The sequence below is a fragment of the Oribacterium sp. oral taxon 108 str. F0425 genome (assembly GCF_000214455.1).
GTDB lineage: Bacteria > Bacillota > Clostridia > Lachnospirales > Lachnospiraceae > Oribacterium > Oribacterium asaccharolyticum.
In genome coordinates, this window is the sequence record NZ_AFIH01000001.1 from 911,750 (window position 1) to 929,161 (window position 17,412).

The 17,412-nt window shown below is 44.0% G+C and carries 14 protein-coding genes, 1 tRNA gene and 1 pseudogene; 11 read left to right on the top strand and 5 right to left on the bottom strand.

Annotated elements, in window-relative coordinates; all coding sequences use genetic code 11:
- Positions 1 to 35: 35 nt before the first annotated feature.
- The 9 genes and pseudogenes from pth to HMPREF9124_RS04450 all read left to right on the top strand — a co-directional run bounded on the left by pth (position 36) and on the right by HMPREF9124_RS04450 (position 8,924).
- Positions 36 to 605: an aminoacyl-tRNA hydrolase gene (pth, locus tag HMPREF9124_RS04415; protein WP_036597981.1), complete on the top strand. Its 570-nt coding sequence runs from the start codon at positions 36 to 38 to the stop codon at positions 603 to 605.
- 9 nt (positions 606 to 614) lie between these two features.
- Positions 615 to 4,087, top strand: a pseudogene (gene mfd, locus HMPREF9124_RS12840) (transcription-repair coupling factor).
- Positions 4,088 to 4,376: 289 nt separating this feature from the next.
- Positions 4,377 to 4,649, top strand: a complete 273-nt coding sequence (locus HMPREF9124_RS04425; RefSeq protein WP_009428286.1) for an HU family DNA-binding protein — start codon at positions 4,377 to 4,379, stop codon at positions 4,647 to 4,649.
- 4 nt (positions 4,650 to 4,653) lie between these two features.
- Complete coding sequence (locus tag HMPREF9124_RS04430) at positions 4,654 to 4,893, top strand: RNA-binding S4 domain-containing protein (protein ID WP_009427871.1); 240 nt, start codon at positions 4,654 to 4,656, stop codon at positions 4,891 to 4,893.
- On the top strand, positions 4,890 to 5,198 hold the full coding sequence (locus HMPREF9124_RS04435) for a septum formation initiator (RefSeq protein ID WP_009428408.1): 309 nt from the start codon (positions 4,890 to 4,892) through the stop codon (positions 5,196 to 5,198). Before HMPREF9124_RS04430 ends, HMPREF9124_RS04435 begins: the two co-directional genes overlap by 4 nt.
- 4 nt (positions 5,199 to 5,202) lie before the next feature.
- The gene (gene tilS / locus HMPREF9124_RS04440) at positions 5,203 to 6,009 is read left to right on the top strand and encodes a tRNA lysidine(34) synthetase TilS (protein WP_009428932.1); all 807 of its coding nucleotides are present in this window, start codon (positions 5,203 to 5,205) and stop codon (positions 6,007 to 6,009) included.
- 56 nt (positions 6,010 to 6,065) lie between these two features.
- On the top strand, positions 6,066 to 6,263 hold the full coding sequence (locus HMPREF9124_RS12240) for a hypothetical protein (RefSeq protein WP_009428706.1): 198 nt from the start codon (positions 6,066 to 6,068) through the stop codon (positions 6,261 to 6,263).
- Positions 6,264 to 6,311: 48 nt separating this feature from the next.
- Positions 6,312 to 6,845 (top strand): hypoxanthine phosphoribosyltransferase, encoded by a 534-nt coding sequence (gene hpt, locus HMPREF9124_RS04445; protein ID WP_175282429.1) that lies wholly within the window; start codon positions 6,312 to 6,314, stop codon positions 6,843 to 6,845.
- A 9-nt stretch (positions 6,846 to 6,854) separates the two neighbouring features.
- Entirely contained in the window at positions 6,855 to 8,924 is a 2,070-nt protein-coding gene (locus HMPREF9124_RS04450; RefSeq protein ID WP_009429593.1) for a glycoside hydrolase family 13 protein, read from the top strand.
- 184 nt (positions 8,925 to 9,108) lie between these two features.
- Here the strand turns inward: HMPREF9124_RS04450 and HMPREF9124_RS04455 are convergent, their stop codons facing one another.
- The 5 genes from HMPREF9124_RS04455 to HMPREF9124_RS04475 form a co-directional block, all read right to left on the bottom strand.
- Positions 9,109 to 9,342: an HPr family phosphocarrier protein gene (locus HMPREF9124_RS04455; RefSeq protein WP_009427893.1), complete on the bottom strand. Its 234-nt coding sequence runs from the start codon at positions 9,340 to 9,342 to the stop codon at positions 9,109 to 9,111.
- A gap of 218 nt (positions 9,343 to 9,560) precedes the next feature.
- Positions 9,561 to 11,132, bottom strand: coding sequence for a D-alanyl-D-alanine carboxypeptidase family protein (locus HMPREF9124_RS04460; protein WP_009429206.1), 1,572 nt, complete (start codon positions 11,130 to 11,132; stop codon positions 9,561 to 9,563).
- Positions 11,129 to 13,276: a sensor histidine kinase gene (locus tag HMPREF9124_RS04465; RefSeq protein ID WP_009429866.1), complete on the bottom strand. Its 2,148-nt coding sequence runs from the start codon at positions 13,274 to 13,276 to the stop codon at positions 11,129 to 11,131. The genes HMPREF9124_RS04460 and HMPREF9124_RS04465 overlap by 4 nt, the downstream gene beginning before the upstream one ends.
- Before the next feature lies 1 nt (position 13,277).
- The gene (locus tag HMPREF9124_RS04470; RefSeq protein ID WP_009428086.1) at positions 13,278 to 13,991 is read right to left on the bottom strand and encodes a response regulator transcription factor; all 714 of its coding nucleotides are present in this window, start codon (positions 13,989 to 13,991) and stop codon (positions 13,278 to 13,280) included.
- Positions 13,992 to 14,149: 158 nt separating this feature from the next.
- Positions 14,150 to 14,222, bottom strand: a tRNA-Lys gene (locus HMPREF9124_RS04475).
- A 309-nt stretch (positions 14,223 to 14,531) separates the two neighbouring features.
- Between HMPREF9124_RS04475 and HMPREF9124_RS04480 the strand changes: the two genes are divergently transcribed.
- Both HMPREF9124_RS04480 and tnpA read left to right on the top strand, forming a co-directional pair.
- Positions 14,532 to 16,505, top strand: coding sequence for a C69 family dipeptidase (locus tag HMPREF9124_RS04480; RefSeq protein ID WP_036597983.1), 1,974 nt, complete (start codon positions 14,532 to 14,534; stop codon positions 16,503 to 16,505).
- 281 nt (positions 16,506 to 16,786) lie between these two features.
- Complete coding sequence (gene tnpA, locus HMPREF9124_RS04485; protein WP_009537449.1) at positions 16,787 to 17,242, top strand: IS200/IS605 family transposase; 456 nt, start codon at positions 16,787 to 16,789, stop codon at positions 17,240 to 17,242.
- Positions 17,243 to 17,412 lie beyond the last annotated feature (170 nt).

Below are 17,412 nucleotides of genomic sequence, written 5' to 3' on the forward strand. Positions count from 1 at the left end.
AGTGTTTTAGAAAGATAAAGAAAGAAGGAAGGAAGATGTGGCTGATAGCGGGGCTTGGAAATCCGGAAAAAAAATACAACGGCACTAGGCACAATGCCGGTTTTGCGGTAATCGATGCTCTCTTGGAAATGCTGGGAGGGAAGGGGCTGGAAAGTACGAAGTTTCACGGCGCCTTTACCAAATTACGGATTGGCACGGAGGAGGTCGTTATTTTGAAGCCTCTTACCTATATGAATCTCTCCGGAGACAGCATTGCCCCAATGGCGAATTTCTACAAGATTCCGGCGGAACAGGTTCTTGTGGTTTCCGATGAAATCAGTCTTTCCCCGGGGAGTATCCGTATTCGGAAAAAAGGCTCTGCAGGTGGACATAACGGCTTAAAAAGCATTATTGCAAGACTCGGTACCGAAGATTTTCCGCGGATTCGTCTGGGAGTAGGAGAAAAAAGGGAAAGAGAAGACTTGGCGGCCCATGTTCTCGGCCATTTCGAAAAAGAAGATGAAAAGCGCATGGAGGAAGCCTATACAGATGCGGCCAAGGCCTGCATCTGCACCGTGACGGAGGGGATTGAAAAGGCCATGAACCTCTATAATAAAAAAATATAGAGGTTCATAGTGCTAAACAATAATGAGATTAACAGGGAAGAATCCACATATACGAATCCGATAGAGGAAACTTTGCTTTTTCAGTCCATGCGGGGAAGTCTGGGCTCGGGAAAGCAGCTTTTTTATACCGGAATAGTGGACAGCTTAAAGCCGCTTCTCGCACTTCCTTTTGCGAAGAATTGGGCGCTTTATCTATGTAAAAGTGAGGAGAGAGCGAAGGAGGTTTTACAGGACTGTAAGGCTTTTTCGGAAAATGTCTATTTCTATCCTCCGAAGGATTATCTTTTCTATAAGGCAGATACCAGAGGGCATTATATTCTTAGGGAAAGAGGCGAGTGCCTTCGTCATCTTTTGGAAGATTCGGGAGGGATGATTGTGACCACCTTTCCGGCTTTGATGGAGAAAATGGAAGGGAAGAATGCTTTCCGGGGTTCTCTCTTTACCGTGAAAGTCGGGATGAGCATAGAGCTTTCCGACTTGCAGGATAAACTCTCGGAGATGGGATATAAGAGAGCGGAGCAGGTAGAGATGCGCGGGGAATATTCTATCCGTGGCGGTATTGTGGATCTTTTCTCCAATCAAATGGAAGACCCGGTCCGTATCGAGTTTTTTGGGGAAGAGGTGGACAGCATTCGTTCTTTTTCGCTGGAGAGCCAGCGCTCTCTGGAGCAGATTACGGAAGCAAAACTCTATCCTGCAGGGGAGAGAGGTTTTTCTTCTTCTCTTAAGGCCTTTTCTCTTTTGGATTATTTTCCGAAAGAAGCGGTGATTTTTCTGGATGAACCGCAGAGGCTTCTGGAAGAAGCGGAGCGGGTAGAAGAGGAATTTCTGAACTTCTTCGCAGCAGGTACCGGGACAGCTGCAAAGTCGATTTTAGGAGTGAATACAGATTCAAAGGGACTTTCTGGTACAGCTTTGAAAAGGGAGTCGGAAGTAAAAAGACAAGCAGGAGAAGACGAAGAAGAGCACATTGCTCTCTTTTCTCCTGAAACACTCCTGACGGAAATCGGGGGAAGAGTCTTTGCGGCTTTTTCCACTCTCGGGACAGGAATGGATTCTTTAAGTCCTGCAATCGATAGTGGAAGATTGATAGAAAAAACTTTCACGACGAAAGAAATTCCGGCTTATGGAAAGCATCCCGGCCTGTTTCAGGAGGATATAAAGCGTCTTTTCAAGGAGAAGTACAGAGTTCTTCTCTATTCCCCATCTGCACTTCGTGCTTCGCGTCTTGCGGAAAAACTTCGGGAAGAAGGGATTTCCGCCTATTGTCCCGATGTGTTCAGCATTCCGAAAGAAGGGGAGAAAAGCATACAGGTTTGCACGGGCTTTCTTCGACATGGCTTTTCCATGGAGGAAGAAAAACTCTTTATCCTTACGGAAGCGGAACTTTTCGGGCAAAGTCTCAGCTTAAAGAAGAAAAAAAGAAAAAGAAGGCGGAAGGTGTGCGCATCGGCTCTTTGACGGAGATTGAAAAGGGAGACTATGTGGTGCATGAAAGCCATGGCATCGGCATTTATCAGGGGATAGAGCGTATCACAACAGACGGTGTGAGTAAGGATTTCATCAAGATTCTCTACGGAGACGGGGGGAATCTCTATTTACCGGTCACAAAGCTGGACGGCATTGAGAAGTATGCGGGGAAAGAAGCGAAGATACCGAAGCTGAACCGCTTAAACGGTACAGAATGGCAAAAGACGAAGGCAAGAGTTAAGGGAGCGGTCAAGGAAATTGCGAAAGAACTTCTGCGTCTTTATGCGAAACGTCAGAATGAGGAAGGCTATGCCTTTTCGGAGGACACAGTCTGGCAGAAGGAATTTGAAGAAGCCTTCCCCTACGAGGAAACCGGAGACCAGATTTTAGCCATTGAAGCGACCAAGGAAGACATGGAAAGTAAAAAAATCATGGATCGTCTGGTTTGCGGAGATGTGGGCTACGGAAAGACCGAGATTGCACTGAGGGCGGCCTTCAAGGCCGTGCAGGATTCCAAGCAGGTTGCCTACCTTTGTCCCACGACGATTCTTGCCCAGCAGATTTACAACAATTTTGTAGAACGAATGAAGGGCTTTCCGGTAGGGATTCGTCTTCTCTCCCGTTTTCAAAGCGGAAAGGAGCTGAAGAAGAGTCTGGAAGAGCTTTCCCACGGCAGGGCGGATATTGCAATCGGCACGCACCGCCTTCTTTCGAAGGATGTGCATTTTAAAAACCTGGGACTTCTTGTCGTGGATGAGGAGCAGCGCTTCGGTGTATCGGATAAGGAGCGGATTAAGTCTTTGAAGGAAAATGTGGATGTGCTGACGCTTTCCGCAACGCCTATCCCGAGAACACTCCACATGTCTCTCGTGGGAATCCGGGACCTTTCCGTTTTGGAAGAGCCTCCTCTCGACCGCCTTCCGATTCAGACCTATGTCATGGAGGAAAATGAAGCCTCCGTCCGGGAAGCGATAGAGCGGGAACTTAGACGAAACGGACAGGTTTATTATGTACACAACAGGGTGAAAAGCATAGCGGATACGGCAATGCGTGTACAGAGGCTCGTGCCTTATGCCCGGGTGGCCTATGCTCATGGGCAGATGGGAGAGCGTGAACTCGAGAAAATCATGCTTTCCTTTATTGCGGGAGAAATTGATGTTCTGGTTTCCACTACGATAATTGAAACCGGTCTCGATATTCCTAACGCGAATACGCTGATTATCCAGGATGCGGACAGGATGGGACTGTCCCAACTCTATCAGATTCGCGGGCGTGTAGGACGTTCCAACCGGATTTCCTATGCCTTTCTCTTGTATAAAAAAGGGAAAAGCCTTACGGAGGAGTCGGAAAAACGTTTGAAGGCAATTCGAGAATTTACGGAGCTCGGATCAGGGATTCGTATTGCGCTTCGTGACCTCGAAATTCGCGGAGCGGGAAATGTTCTTGGTGCGGAGCAACACGGACATATGGAAGCGGTGGGCTATGAGCTTTATACCAAGCTTCTTCGCCATGCGGTTCTCCTTGAAAAGGGAGAAAAGACGGAGGAAGAGGGCATAGAGTGCCAGATGGATGTGGATTTTGATGCCTATATTCCGGAAAGCTATATTCCGAATGAAGAACAGAAGCTTGAGGTGTATCAGAAGATTTCCACCATCGGAAGTGAGGAAGAAGAACTGGATTTAAAGGACGAACTGATAGATCGTTACGGGGATTTACCGGATAAGGTGGAAAATCTTTTCCTTGTAGCGATGCTGAAGCTTTCCCTCAGTAAAATCGGTGTTTTGGAATGTAAGATTAAAAGAGGCGAGATTCTCATGCAGTTTTCTCCGAAAGCGAAATTGGATACCGCAAAAATTCCTGTTCTTGTTCAGGAGTCACAGGGGGAAGTTCGCTTCCAAAACGGAGAACAACCTGCCCTTTTTTACAAAAAGAAGAATAGTCGAGTTCAGGAAAAGATAGAAGAGACGATGAATAAAGCAGGAGAAATTGCTGCGCTTCTTTCTTTAAACTGATTTATCTTTAAATGGATTTATTTAAATTGATTATGTTTGCAGAGCCGAAAAAGGAATAAAAATTCTTGATTTTTTTTAGAAAAGCAAGGGAAATACAGGGAAAAAACAGCCATTTCATTGACAGTATAAGGGGAGAACGATATAATGCTGTCGTAAAAGGGAGTTTGTCTCTATTTATGAGCTGAACCTTTGATGGATTGTGCTCCTTTTTCGCAAAAGAATACTGTTTTAAGCAGTACTCAAATTAATCACAATATGCCGCATATGCGGTAAACATGGAGGATGAAAGATGAACAAGAATGAGTTGGTTTCCGCTGTTGCAAAGCAGGCTGAATTATCCAAGAAGGATGCCGGTTTGGCAGTAGAAGCAGTATTTGACACCATTGCTAAGGCTCTGGAGAAAGGGGATAAGGTTCAGCTGATCGGATTTGGAACATTTGATGTTTCCGAGAGAGCAGCTAGAGAAGGACACAATCCCAGAACCGGTGAGGCTATGAAGATTGCTGCTTCCAAGGCTCCGAGATTCAAGGCCGGCAAGGCTTTAAAGGAGCGTGTAAACTAAGTCCATGCGCTTAGACAAATACTTAAAAGTATCTCGTCTGATAAAAAGAAGAACAATAGCTAATGAAGCCTGCGATACCGGTCGAATATCTGTTAACGGGAAAGTGCAGAAGGCATCCTATGACGTGAAGGTTGGGGATGTAATCAGCATTCGCTTTGGAGAAAAGCAGGTGGAGGCCAAAGTGCTGTCTACCAAGGAACCGATACGAAAGGATGAAGCAGAAGAGCTATTTGAATATTTATGAGAAGGCAAGGAAGAAAGAACAGAAGAATTTTTGGAAACGGAGTTACCATTTTAGGGCTAGTGCTCGTGGTAGCTCTCCTTGCTATAGTTATTTTTGTTAGAGGAAATACATTACAGAAACAGAATAAGAATTACCTCGCCATGGAAGAAAGTCTCGAAGATGAATTAAGTAAAGAAGAGCTGAGAGAAAAGAATTTGGAGGACCGTAGGGTTTATAGCAAAACCAAGGAATACGTCATGGAAGAGGCAAGAGAGATTTTCGGCTTACAGATGCCTGATGAGATTATCGTAAAGCCGGAAAATTAAGTACTTGGAAACGAAAGAGGATTCTTCTTCTTTCGTTTTTCTTTATGAGGAAGCAAGTAGGGGAACCATGCAGAGCGGAACGGATACCAAACTATTCTTTTATATCAAAAAGAATCAATTGATTCTGCCCGGAGAGCAGGTTCTTTTGGCCTTTTCCGGCGGAAGTGACTCCCTTTATCTGCTCTATTTTTTAAAGGAACTTCGGAAGCATATTCCCTTTTCTCTGGAGGCCATGCATATTCATCATGGAATCCGGGAGGAGGAAGCGGAGCGGGACTTGTTCTTTACGAAAAGAAAAGCGGAAGAATGGGAAATCCCTTTTTCTTTTGTGAGAGTGGATGTTCCGGGCTTTTCCGAGAGAGAAGGACTGGGGCTGGAGGAAGGTGGAAGAATCCTACGCTATCGAGCCTTGGAGAGAAAAAGAGCAGAATGGGAAAGCAGAGAAGGCAGAAAGACCAAGCTTGCTCTTGCACAGCATATGGATGATCAAGCCGAAACAGTGATGCATCATCTTGTAAGAGGGACAGGAATTGCAGGTCTTTCGGGGATGCAATCGATAGAGGAAAATAAAATTCGCCCCTTACTTTGTCTCAGAAAGGCGGAGATTTTGGAACGTCTGCATGTCCTGTCCCTGGCAGGAGTAGAGGACAGCAGCAACTCGGACTTAAGCTTCACCAGGAATTACATCCGAAAAGAATTGATTCCCGTCTTGGAAAGGATAAACAGGCATGCGGTTCGGCATATTTTTGAAGAAGCTTGTTTTTTTCCGAGCTGGAAGCATATTTTCGGAAAAAAGCTTTTCTCTTCATAGAGGAATTTGCGGAAAAAAAAGAAGGAGAAATAGCGCTGCCTTTAAAGGCTTTAAAAATGGAAGATGCGGTTTTAAGAAGAGAAATATACCTTGAGACCTTAAGGTTACTGCGGGGAAATACAAAGGATATTTCGCGTGCACATCTTTCCTCCGTGGATAAAATTATTTTTGCAGGAAACGGAAAGATGGTGGAGCTTCCCGGGAAAGCACTCGGGAAAATAAACGGAAAAACTTTGGTTTTTGCTTTGTTGTAAAACAAAGGAAGGATGAGATAGGCTTACGTCATGGCGAAAGGGGAAGATATGAAGGAAGAAATTGAGGTTCTTTACACGGAGCAAGAAATAGAAGACAAGGTAAAGGAATTAGCCGCTAAAATTGACGAAGATTATAAGGGGAAGGCAATTCATCTTATTTGTGTACTGAAGGGTGGCGCCATGTTTATGTGTGACTTGGCGAAAAGATTGAAAAATCCTCTTGTTACCATGGACTTTATGGCAGTCAGCAGCTACGGCAACAGCACGGAAAGTTCGGGTGTGGTACGTATCGTAAAGGATCTGGACGAGTCGCTCGAGGGAAAACATGTTCTTCTTGTGGAAGATATTGTGGATACAGGAAGAACCTTAAGTCACTTGACCAAACTTTTGCAAGAGAGAAATCCTGCATCTCTTAAGATTTGCACGCTTCTGGACAAGCCGGAAAGAAGAGAATGTGAAGTGGAAGTGCAATATACAGGTTTTCAAATCCCGGATATTTTTATTGTAGGTTACGGAATAGATTATCAACAGAAGTATAGAGGTCTTCCCTATTTAGGAGGAGTTCATTTTAAAGAGGAGTAAGGAGGAAAGATGGGGATCAACAGGGATGCCTTATATAGTATAGGGAAGGGATTTTACCGAGATCCGGAGGAGTCCCCTTCTTTTTCCAAGCTTACATTGCGCTTTCGTACCGCGCGGGAAGATGTGGAGAGTGTTTCTCTGATTCTTCCGGAGGACGGTCGTGAACTGTCTATGCGTTGGCACAGCAATGATTTTTACTTTGATTACTATGAAATCGAGACAGAAGTAGAAGATAAACCTCTATTCTATTATTTTAAGATTCGAAAAGGGGAGGAGTGTTTACATTACAACCGTCTTGGCGTTACGGAAGATCTGAGAGAGCAGTATGCTTTTTCCGTTTTTCCGGATTTTTTTGTTCCTTCCTGGGTAAAGGGAGCGGTTATGTATCAGATTTTTGTGGATCGCTTCTACAATGCGGATGGAAAGAACAATGTTGAGGATAGGGAATATATCTATCTGGGAAGGCCGGTCAGTGCAGTGCAGGACTGGAATGCCAAAATAGAGCCTTTTGATGTGCATCGTTTTTACGGCGGAGACCTGGAAGGAGTTTGGAAGAAGCTGGACTATCTTTGTTACCTTGGCGTTGAGGTTTTGTACTTTAATCCTCTTTTCGTATCTCCCTCCAACCACAAATATGATACACAGGATTATGATCATATCGATCCGCACCTGGGGAGGCTTGTTGAAGATGGAGGAGAAGTGCTTCTTCCGGGAGAGACGGAGAACAGAAAGGCAAGTAAATACAGCATTCGCAGTACCGAGAAAGCAAACCTGGAAGCCAGTGATGCCCTTTTTCGGGACTTTGTAGCGGCTTGTCACGCCCGGGGAATGCGGGTCATTATTGACGGTGTTTTTAATCACTGCGGCTCCTTTCATCGCTATATGAATGCCTCTTTTTTCTATAAGACGGGAGAGGGAAATCCTTATCCTTTCGGTGCCTTTGAGAGCTACCAAAGTCCATATCGGGAGTATTTTGAATTTGCCAAAAAGACGGAAGCCGATTGGCCTTTTAATGACAGCTATGAAAAATGGTGGGGAAATGATACGTTGCCGAAGCTGAACTATGAAAATGCCGAAGCGCTGGAAGAGGAAATTATAAATGTAGCCAGAAAATGGATTAGCGCTCCTTACTTTTGTGACGGATGGAGATTGGATGTTGCGGCTGATTTGGGGCACAGTGAAGCCTATAATCACAGCTTTTGGAAGCGGTTTCGGAAAGCCGTAAAGGAGGCCAATCCGGAAGCCGTGATTTTAGCAGAGCATTACGGAAATCCGGCTGCCTGGCTAAAAGGAGAGGAATGGGACAGCATCATGAACTATGATGCTTTTATGGAGCCGGTAAGCTGGTTTCTCACGGGAATGGAAAAGCATTCCGACAGAGCCATGCCGGAAACCTACGGGGATGGTGTGCTGTTCTTTAATACGATGCGTTACAACATGGCAAATATTCCGGAAAATGCATTAGATGCCTGCATGAATCAGCTTTCCAATCATGATCATTCCCGTTTTATGACAAGAACAAACAGGAGAGTGGGACGAATTAAAGCGGATATAGATGATGCTGCAGTGGGAATTGATCCGGCACTTTTCCGTTTAGCGGCTATGCTGCTCTTAACTTGGCCCGGGGCCCCCACACTTTTTTATGGAGATGAGGTAGGAGTATGCGGGTGGACGGAACCGGACTGCAGAAGGCCTTTTCCCTGGGGGGAAGAGGATATGGAGCTTCTGGACTATCATCGATACCTCTTATTTCATCATAAGAAGCTGCCGGCTCTTAGAAATGGAGCTCTTATGCTCTTAGAGGCCGGGCCAAACTATGCGGTTTATGCAAGAATAACAGAGAGACAGGTAGCGATTATCGTGCTATACACAGGAGAGACGGAGTGTACTCTTCCGATTCCGGTATGGAAAGCCGGAGTGAGCGATAAAATGCAGATGAGAAGAATTCTAAAAACGGACTACAGAGGATACAATGCAGGCCAAACCTGCAGATTCGCGAAGAATGGAATGATAGACTGCCGCATGTGGGCGAAAACCGGAAAAATTTACATTGTAGATTTAGAAGAAATAGAGGCATAAGAGGGTGATTAAAGAGAATTTCGAACAAGTAGTACTCAAGAAGAAAAACAAATCGCTATGAGAGATTATGGTCATTCGTACGAAATCCTTTAAAGACAAAAATGCTTTATGCTGTATACAGCAGAAAGCATTTTTGGGCTTATATGACTTTTCTACAATCAGAAGACCGTCACACATGCATCTTTTAAGCCATGACCAAATACTCTCGAAGTTTTTCTTCCACCTGCGTCATCTTCTCCTTTGGCGCAAAGAGTTCGGTGATTCTTCCAACGCCTAGATAAAGAACGCCCAGAAGAGATTTTGCATCAACTAAACGATTTCCGCTCCCCAAATCCACATCAAAAGGCAGACTGCTGGTTTTGTTTACAAAGTCGCTTACGGCTTCGGAATTGGGTATCAGGATTTTTACTGTTTCCATAATTCCTCCATAACAATGATTTATCGGCGTTTTAATCGGTTACTCTGTTTTATCTTTCCATCTGAAACCAAACGCCCTTATGTTCTACTCTATTAACCCTTATTTAATAATTCGGTATTTCGAGGGAAAATATTACTCTTTTCGAGAAAAATAAGCAAGGACATTTATATAAAGCTTTTATAAACTCGGCATGAAAAAAAGAAATAAAAATAATTGAATTAAGTTCTTTCCTTTTTCTGTCTTCTTTTCTTCTCCAGTAGGAGGTCGCGCTTTGCTTTTTGCTCACGACTTAAATCTTTTGTATGTTTCAGCATACGCTTTCTTCTTCTTGCACGGTAAAATTCCTCCCTCCTTTGAAACAGATAGACGGCGAGAAGACCTAATACGGTTAGAAGGGAAAGGCTTAGAAGAATCTTTAATAATTTCAGAATCGGTTTTTGCAGGATGATTTTTCCGGCCTTTTTGTCGAAAATAAGAGGTGCATTGTTTTGCTTTTCCGGATTACTGTCTACGCTTGCTTCCGTGTTTTTTTCCTCTTTTTGCAGCTCCACGGAAATCTTTTTGGGAATAGCTTCCTCTTTTTTTAGAGAAGTTTTAGACAGCTCGGAGTTCTCGTTGCTCGTTTTCTCGTCCTCCAGGTAAATATAGGCTGTTCCTACGATGCGGTCTTCATAACGATACTCAATTTTTGCAATTTTTCCCTCCGCCTTTTCTTCTTCGCTTAAGTCATAATGGAGATCGGAGGCTACATCCTGGAAAGGGATTCCTTTTGGAAGGCAAACCTGGTCGTTACTTCCCGTAGTAAAATGCAGGCTCTTTAAGAGTGGAATTCCGTCCACAGACCAGTTGCTTTCCAGATTGCGAAAACGGCTGTCATTTTTTTCTGCAGGATAGGAAGTAAAGGAAGAAAAACCGAAATCAAAAAGTTTTTTTGTGTCGCGATACTGGGAATTGTGTCCATTTAAAATGGCACAAATCAGTGTGGTATCGCCCTTTTTACAAGCGGTCAGAAGAGTGTTTCCGGCAAGAAGAGTATATCCGGTTTTTCCGGCAAAGACTCCCTCATAGTATTCTCTATAGCTTTTGCGCATCATCTTATGATGGGCGTAAACCGTATTTTCCTTGTCCTCGGGATTCGGATATTTACTGATAGGAGCATGGGTATAAACCTGCGTAGCATCAATTTGCAAAAAGCTCTTGTTTTGAATGGCATACTGCATGATTTTTGCCATGTCCATGGCACTGGTGTAATGCTCTGCATTATTCAATCCCGAAGGATTGGTAAAATGAGAATCCGTACATCCTATCGCCTGCGCTTTTTCATTCATCAGCTCCGCAAAAGCACTGTTGGATCCGGCTACATATTCTGCTAATGCATTTGCACAGTCATTTGCGGAATGCAAGAGAAGACTGTAGAGACAGTCTCTGACACTGAGTTTATCTCCGGCTACTGCACCGATTACAGTAGAATTCGGTTCCAGATTGTCTTTGGTGGCTGCGGTAGAAAAGGTGATTTTGCTTTCTAGATTCTCTACGTGCTCTAAAACCACGATGGCTGTCAGAACCTTTGTGATGGAAGCCGGATAGTAGTGTGCATGCTCATTTTTAGCATATAAAACGGTTCCGGATTTTGCATCCATTAAGACAGCACCCTCTGCTTCGATATTTTCCGTACAACTTGGCCAGCCGTCGGCATAGGATGGAAAAGAGGGGGCAGAAAAAAAGCCTAAAAGAAGAATGAGGAGTAGGCAGAACAAACGAGAAGAAAGGCTATTTTTTTGTCTTATCATTTCTCCTCCTTTTCCACCAGAGGAAAAATCAAAGAAACCTTGTAGAGATCACCGTCAATCTCGATTCTCATTTTTCCGGACATCAGCTTGGTTAAGCTTTTGGCTATGGAAAGTCCCAAACCGGAACCCTCCGTACTTCTGGATACATCCCCTCTTACAAAACGTTCCGTCAGTTCCTCGGGCGAGATATTTAAGGGGGCTTCGGAGATATTTTTCATCGTAAAGACGGCATCCTTTTCCCTTTTTGTTAAAGTGATATAGACTCTACTGCCGAGCAGAGCATATTTTGCACAGTTATTAAAAAGATTTTCCAGAACACGGAACAGCTGTCTGCCATCGGCAAGAATCAGAATGGAACCTTCCGGAACCTCTGTTATGATTTGTAAGGAACGCTTTTCCAGTTTTTCCTGAAACTCCCCCAGGGTTTGTAAGATGATTTCATTATAGTCAATCGGATGGAGTTCCAAAGTTATATTACCCGAACTTGCTTTACTGGCCTCGACGAGATCCTCGGTAAGGTTCTTTAAACGACTGGCCTTGTGCTCCAGAACCTCGATATAGCTTTGTACTCTCTCGTCCTGAATATTTTCACGCTTTAAAAGATCCACATAGCTGATGATGCTGGTGAGAGGTGTTTTTAAATCATGGGATACATTGGTAATCAAATCCGTCTTTAATCGCTCCGCCTTTACCTGTTCGTTTACAGCAGCCTGCAGACCACGACTGATATAGTAGGTATAGTAGTCGATGGAAATGGTGACGAAGAGCAGGATGGTGGAAAAGAGGAGGTGCAAAAGACTCCTTCTATGGACAAAACAATATCCGTTGTACAGGATAAGCCCGAAAGCCAAAAGATTCGGGAACACGAAAAGAATGTATGAGAAAGTTTTGGATCGGGCAAATTTACTGGCTTCCACATAGGTTCCGATGAGTTTCCAGATACGCTTTAAATAAGAACTGCTGTACAAGGTGGACTTCTTATATTTTCTTACCAGGGAAAGAAATAGGGGCAGCAGAAGGAAATAGCGCAAAATAAATAAGCAGAGTGCGGAGAAGAAGGAGGGCTCCGGAAAATTCCCCACCGCAAGAACAAGGCTTTCGAAAAAGTACACGGTAAGAGGCTTTGCAAGATAAAACCAAAGCAGTCCCAGAAACAGGGTTATCTCCATAGGGCTTTTATCAAAGGTATAGAGGGTGAGCTCCCGCCCCTCATTGCGTCCCGTATCAAAGAGAAGGATAACAAAGCTGGTCAGTGTCAGGACTGCCGAAAATATAAACAGAAAAAGTCCCAGGAAGGTGAGCTGACGTCGGTTACTGTAGCTAAGATAGGCTGCCTTATACAGGTCATCATAGGGGAAATTGGTATCGACACCGGCAGCAAAAACATAGGCACCGTCCTTATAGGGATCTCTAGCTTCCAAAAGGGGTACTAAATTGGAGGGTACCGTATTTAAATTGCTCTTCACTTCCAGAGAATTCGAATCTGTACCGATATATTTGCCCAAGTGCCAAATCTGCTCTGCACTGACGCCTTCCATATTGTTATAATAAGTGGAATTGTTTCCGTTCGTATAATTCACATAAAACTGAAAGTTGCTTCCCCTATCAAAGTAACGGGAACGAATGGCATAGTATTTGGCAAGATAGCCGAGTGCTTCCTTCGCCAGTCGTCCCAAACTCATAAAACCGTCTGCAGGGCTTGCAGGTTGGTAATCAGGGAGATAAGCACGATACGTTACACGAATCTGATGCTCCTTTTCGTCCTGCTCCTTTGTTACGGTAGCCGGACCGTCTTCCATGATTTCATTTTTCTCATTCAAATAATAGCCCATCGAACGGGCATATTTAATCAGATAATCCAAACTGTAGGAACGAGTGGCACCATTGGTTTCACTTTGCGCAATGGTATGGTTTAAGTCCAGCGTTCCTTTTGTCTCAAATAGGTCTCGAAGATCGATATAATCGAAGATATCATTGACGCTTTCGGAGATGGCACTGTCAAAAGCGGAGGAAGAAAGATAACTTTTCTCTTTTAAAAAGGAGACGGCATCATTTCCTTCCGGTGCAAAATGCAAAAGAATCAAGCTGCCAAGAAGTAAAACCACGGAAAAGAGATGGATGAAGGGGATGAAAAATTTCTTCATACTAGTCCTCCGGCTTTCCCTGCTTTTCAATTTTGTAACCTACGCCCCAAACAACCTTTAAATACTTGGGCTTACGGGAGTCGATCTCAATCTTTTCCCGAATATGGCGAATGTGTACGGCTACCGTATTATCGGCTCCGATGGCCTCCTCATTCCAGATGGAGGTATAGATTTCGTCAATGGAAAATACCTTTCCGGCATTCTTTACCAAAAGCAGAAGGATATTATACTCGATGGGGGTGAGCTTCACCGGCTCTCCGTCCACGGTAACTTCCTTGGTATCATCGTTGATGACCAGACCGCCACAACTGAAAACGGCATCTCCTTTGGCGGATTCATTCATATTTCCGAGCTGTGTATAACGCCGAAGCTGGGATTTTACTCTGGCTACCAGCTCCAGAGGATTAAAAGGTTTTGTGATATAGTCGTCCGCCCCGATGTTTAAGCCGAGAATCTTATCGGCATCTTCACTCTTGGCACTGAGAATAATAATAGGAATAGAACTTTTTTCGCGAATTTTCAAAGTGGTACGAATACCGTCCAGTCCCGGCATCATAACGTCCAGAATCAAAAGGTCCAGGGATTCCTTTTCCATAATTTTTAAGGCATCAAAGCCGTCGTATGCTTTCAAAACATTATAGCCTTCTCCCGCAAGATAGATAGAGATGGCTTCCACGATTTGTTTATCATCATCGCAAACCAAAATATTTTGCATAATTGCTCCTTTTTTATGTGAAGAAAAAGTACACTTCCCGAATCTATGCTAGTATAACAAAGCTTTACGGAAAGCGGAAGAAGAGTAAAAAGTATTCAGAAAAAATAAGAAGCATGAAAAAAGGATGTCATCTTCATGACATCCTTTTTCGAATCAAATGCGCCCTCAGGGACTCGAACCCTGGACAAATAGATTAAGAGTCTACTGCTCTACCAGCTGAGCTAAGGGCGCGTATGCCGTAGCACCCGTATAATATACAAAGATTCATTTTTCTTGTCAAGCAAAATTTTGCAAATAATTTACCCGAGCATTTTAGCCGCTTAGTTTGAGTGAAAAAGCTAAGATGTATTTTTCTTTGTACAAAAATATACAAAAAAGCTTCCATTTTATTTCCATAGTGAAAAAGTGGAGTTTTTATAATAAAATCAGATATAAAGGAAGATGGCCGGGACGTGTAGCGGATTATCTTTGGTATGATTGGAAAAATCTCTCACAAACGGATTCATCTTGATGTTTCTTACATTCATGAAGGGAGAAAAAATGAAAAAAACGGTTTCTGTGCTGCTGGGCAGCGCGATGGCGCTTATGGTGGTGACTTCCCAGGTTATGACCGCCTTTGCCTGTACCGGTGTAATCATCGGAAAAGATTTAACGGAAGACGGCAGTACGATTTTCGGACGTACCGAAGATCTGGAGGTAAACCATAACAAGGTTTACAAAGTCCATGAAGAGGCGGAGTACAAGGCGGGAGAGAGCATTAAGGACGTTTCGGTGAATCCGGACAACGGGTACTCCTACACCTTTACCCATGCATCCTATCGCTATACCTCTGTGAGTGATACCACTCCGGAGTATGGATATTTCGATGAGGCGGGCTTTAATGAAAAGGGATTGATTGCGGATATGACGGTATCGGCCAGTGCAAATGATGAGGTTCTTTCCGTGGATCCTTATGTGGATGGAACGGATACAACAAAGCCGGTCGGTATTACGGAAGCCATTATTGCCACGGCGGTTCTCGGAAATTGCGAGAATGCAAGGCAGGCGGTAGAATTCATTGCGGATGAAGTGGCAACGAAGGGTGCAGCGGAAGGAAACGGCCTTGTGGTTGCAGATAGTAAAGAACTGTGGTACATGGAAATCTATACCGGACATCAGTTTGTTGCGATGAAATACCCGAGCGACAAGTTTTCCGTTTTCCCGAACTCTTTCTGGTTAAACGAGTGTAATCTTACCGTAGGGGAAGAAAAGGAAAACTATAATGTTTCCGCTGATGGAATGTATATCTACTCAAAGGATATTTTCAAAGTGGCATCCGATGCAAAAACCTTAAAGGGCGATGAGGCAAGCCGAAGCATCGACTTATACGGCTCCTATGCGGGAGAGCTCAGAGACAGTACGGAATCCCGTGTCTGCTCCGGTATTAAGCAGTTTAAGCCTGACGCCAGCTTTGACGGGAAGGTTTATCCTTTCTTACAGGATACGACAAAGAAAATTACGCTCTCCGACGTTTTTGCCTTTACACGGAATCGTTTGGAGAACTTGGATAAGGTAGCCGATGACTTGAGTCGCGGAGACCTCTACCCAATCGGAAACAGAAACACCATGGAAGCGCATATTTACCATATTCCAAAGACGGCAACGGCGGAGTATCCCGGAACGATGTGGCTTGCTTTAGGTTCCCCTCTTACGTCTCCTTTTGTGGCGTATTATCCGAATCAAACGGCAGGAATCCCTGAGGCGCAGAATGAGAGCAATGAATTTAATGAAGATTCGGTTTACTGGCTGGCCATGGATACGCTCTTTATGATTGAGTACAATCGTGAACTGCTTCAGCCTATCGCAACAGAAAAGATCAATGCATTGGAGAGCGAAGAACTGAAAGATGCGGTTACGACGATGATGAGTGCTGAAGAGGCCACGGCACTGAATCAGAAGGATGCAACAAAGGCATTTGAAACGCTGAAGGAAATCCACTCGGAAATCAAAGAGAAGTTCCAAAATTATATCAAGGAAAATGATTACACCATTCATTTTTCCGGAAAGCGTGCAACAGCTGCATTTACCGGCGCGGAAGTAACGGTTCCGAAGGACAGTGCGGAAGTCGGCATGAAGCTGCAGATTAAGCCTGCTGAAGAGGAAGGAAGCGGAGAATTACAGATTGTGGATTTCTACGGTAACCCCGTCACGGAAGTGAAGCAGGAGTTAACGTATTCCATTCCTACATCTGCTTTTTCCGGAAAAACGGCATTTTTCGACGGAGAGACGGAAATTGCAAGTGAAGTAAAAGACGAGCATTATGTCTTTAGCACCAAGGCGGTGAAGATCAGCTATAAAGCGGGAAGCGCCGAGGGAAGCGCAGAAACGACAGCAGAGGAAAGTTCTGCCGCTACACAGGAAAAGACGGAAAATCAGGCGGAAAGTTCCAAGAAAGTCCCCAACTCCGTTTTGCTGATCGGTGCGGCTGCATTCATCATTGCAGCAGTGCAGATGCGCAGAAAAAAATCACAATAAAAAAGAATGGGCTGCCACAGCTTCGTGCATGGCAGGCATGAGTAACGATATCATACGCACTAAGTGCGATACTTCTTAAGAATGAAAATCCCCGGGCCGAAACGGCTCGGGGATTTTTATTTAATGGACTTTAGCCAGTATCAGAGCTGACATTTGAAAAATGTTAGCTCTGATACAAAAAACCACCCGCTATGCGGGTGGGAAACACTTGTTATACAAAAATCACCTTTCCTAATACAATAAAGTTGTTCAAGCTATATTGCAGAAAAGGAAGGTGATTTATGGCGAAGAAAGAATATGCATTGGCACATACCAAATGGATGTGTAAATATCATATTGTCTTCACACCGAAGTATAGGCGAAAAATAATATATTATCAATACAAGGCGGATATACGGGATATAATAGCGCAGTTGTGTAGATATAAAGGTGTAGAGATAATAGAGGGACATTTAATGCCTGATCATATACATATTTTGGTTAGTATTCCACCTAAGATTAGTATCTCATCATTTATGGGCTATTTAAAGGGAAAGAGTGCGTTAATGATATTTGATAAACACGCAAACCTTAAATATAAGTTTGGGAACAGGCATTTCTGGGCCGAAGGCTATTATGTCAGTACAGTTGGACTAAATGAAGCCACAATAAAAAAGTATATACAAGATCAAGAAAAACATGATATAGCCATGGATAAACTTAGTGTTAAAGAATATGAAGACCCTTTTAAGGGTTAAAGTGAAGTAGTAACCATACCCCTTTATGGGGTAGCGACGAGTCAAAAGCAATAAGGCTTGAATGGGGCTGTGGGAAGTAGGCGAAAGCAAACTTACCATAGCCAAAAATGAAAGCCAGCGCCTTTAGACGCTGGCCCAGTAACAGGGGCTTATAGCCCCCGAGCAAACCA

Bases quoted from the DNA above. Each gene is read 5' to 3' on its own strand.
- HMPREF9124_RS04470 (WP_009428086.1), bottom strand. From the start codon at position 13,991: ATGCAAAATATTTTGGTTTGCGATGATGATAAACAAATCGTGGAAGCC.
- HMPREF9124_RS04430 (WP_009427871.1), top strand. From the start codon at position 4,654: ATGCGCTTAGACAAATACTTAAAAGTATCTCGTCTGATAAAAAGAAGA.
- HMPREF9124_RS04480 (WP_036597983.1), top strand. From the start codon at position 14,532: ATGAAAAAAACGGTTTCTGTGCTGCTGGGCAGCGCGATGGCGCTTATG.
- HMPREF9124_RS04450 (WP_009429593.1), top strand. From the start codon at position 6,855: ATGGGGATCAACAGGGATGCCTTATATAGTATAGGGAAGGGATTTTAC.
- HMPREF9124_RS04455 (WP_009427893.1), bottom strand. From the start codon at position 9,342: ATGGAAACAGTAAAAATCCTGATACCCAATTCCGAAGCCGTAAGCGAC.
- HMPREF9124_RS04460 (WP_009429206.1), bottom strand. From the start codon at position 11,132: ATGATAAGACAAAAAAATAGCCTTTCTTCTCGTTTGTTCTGCCTACTC.
- pth (WP_036597981.1), top strand. From the start codon at position 36: ATGTGGCTGATAGCGGGGCTTGGAAATCCGGAAAAAAAATACAACGGC.
- HMPREF9124_RS12240 (WP_009428706.1), top strand. From the start codon at position 6,066: ATGGAAGATGCGGTTTTAAGAAGAGAAATATACCTTGAGACCTTAAGG.
- HMPREF9124_RS04465 (WP_009429866.1), bottom strand. From the start codon at position 13,276: ATGAAGAAATTTTTCATCCCCTTCATCCATCTCTTTTCCGTGGTTTTA.
- HMPREF9124_RS04435 (WP_009428408.1), top strand. From the start codon at position 4,890: ATGAGAAGGCAAGGAAGAAAGAACAGAAGAATTTTTGGAAACGGAGTT.
- tnpA (WP_009537449.1), top strand. From the start codon at position 16,787: ATGGCGAAGAAAGAATATGCATTGGCACATACCAAATGGATGTGTAAA.
- HMPREF9124_RS04425 (WP_009428286.1), top strand. From the start codon at position 4,377: ATGAACAAGAATGAGTTGGTTTCCGCTGTTGCAAAGCAGGCTGAATTA.
- hpt (WP_175282429.1), top strand. From the start codon at position 6,312: ATGAAGGAAGAAATTGAGGTTCTTTACACGGAGCAAGAAATAGAAGAC.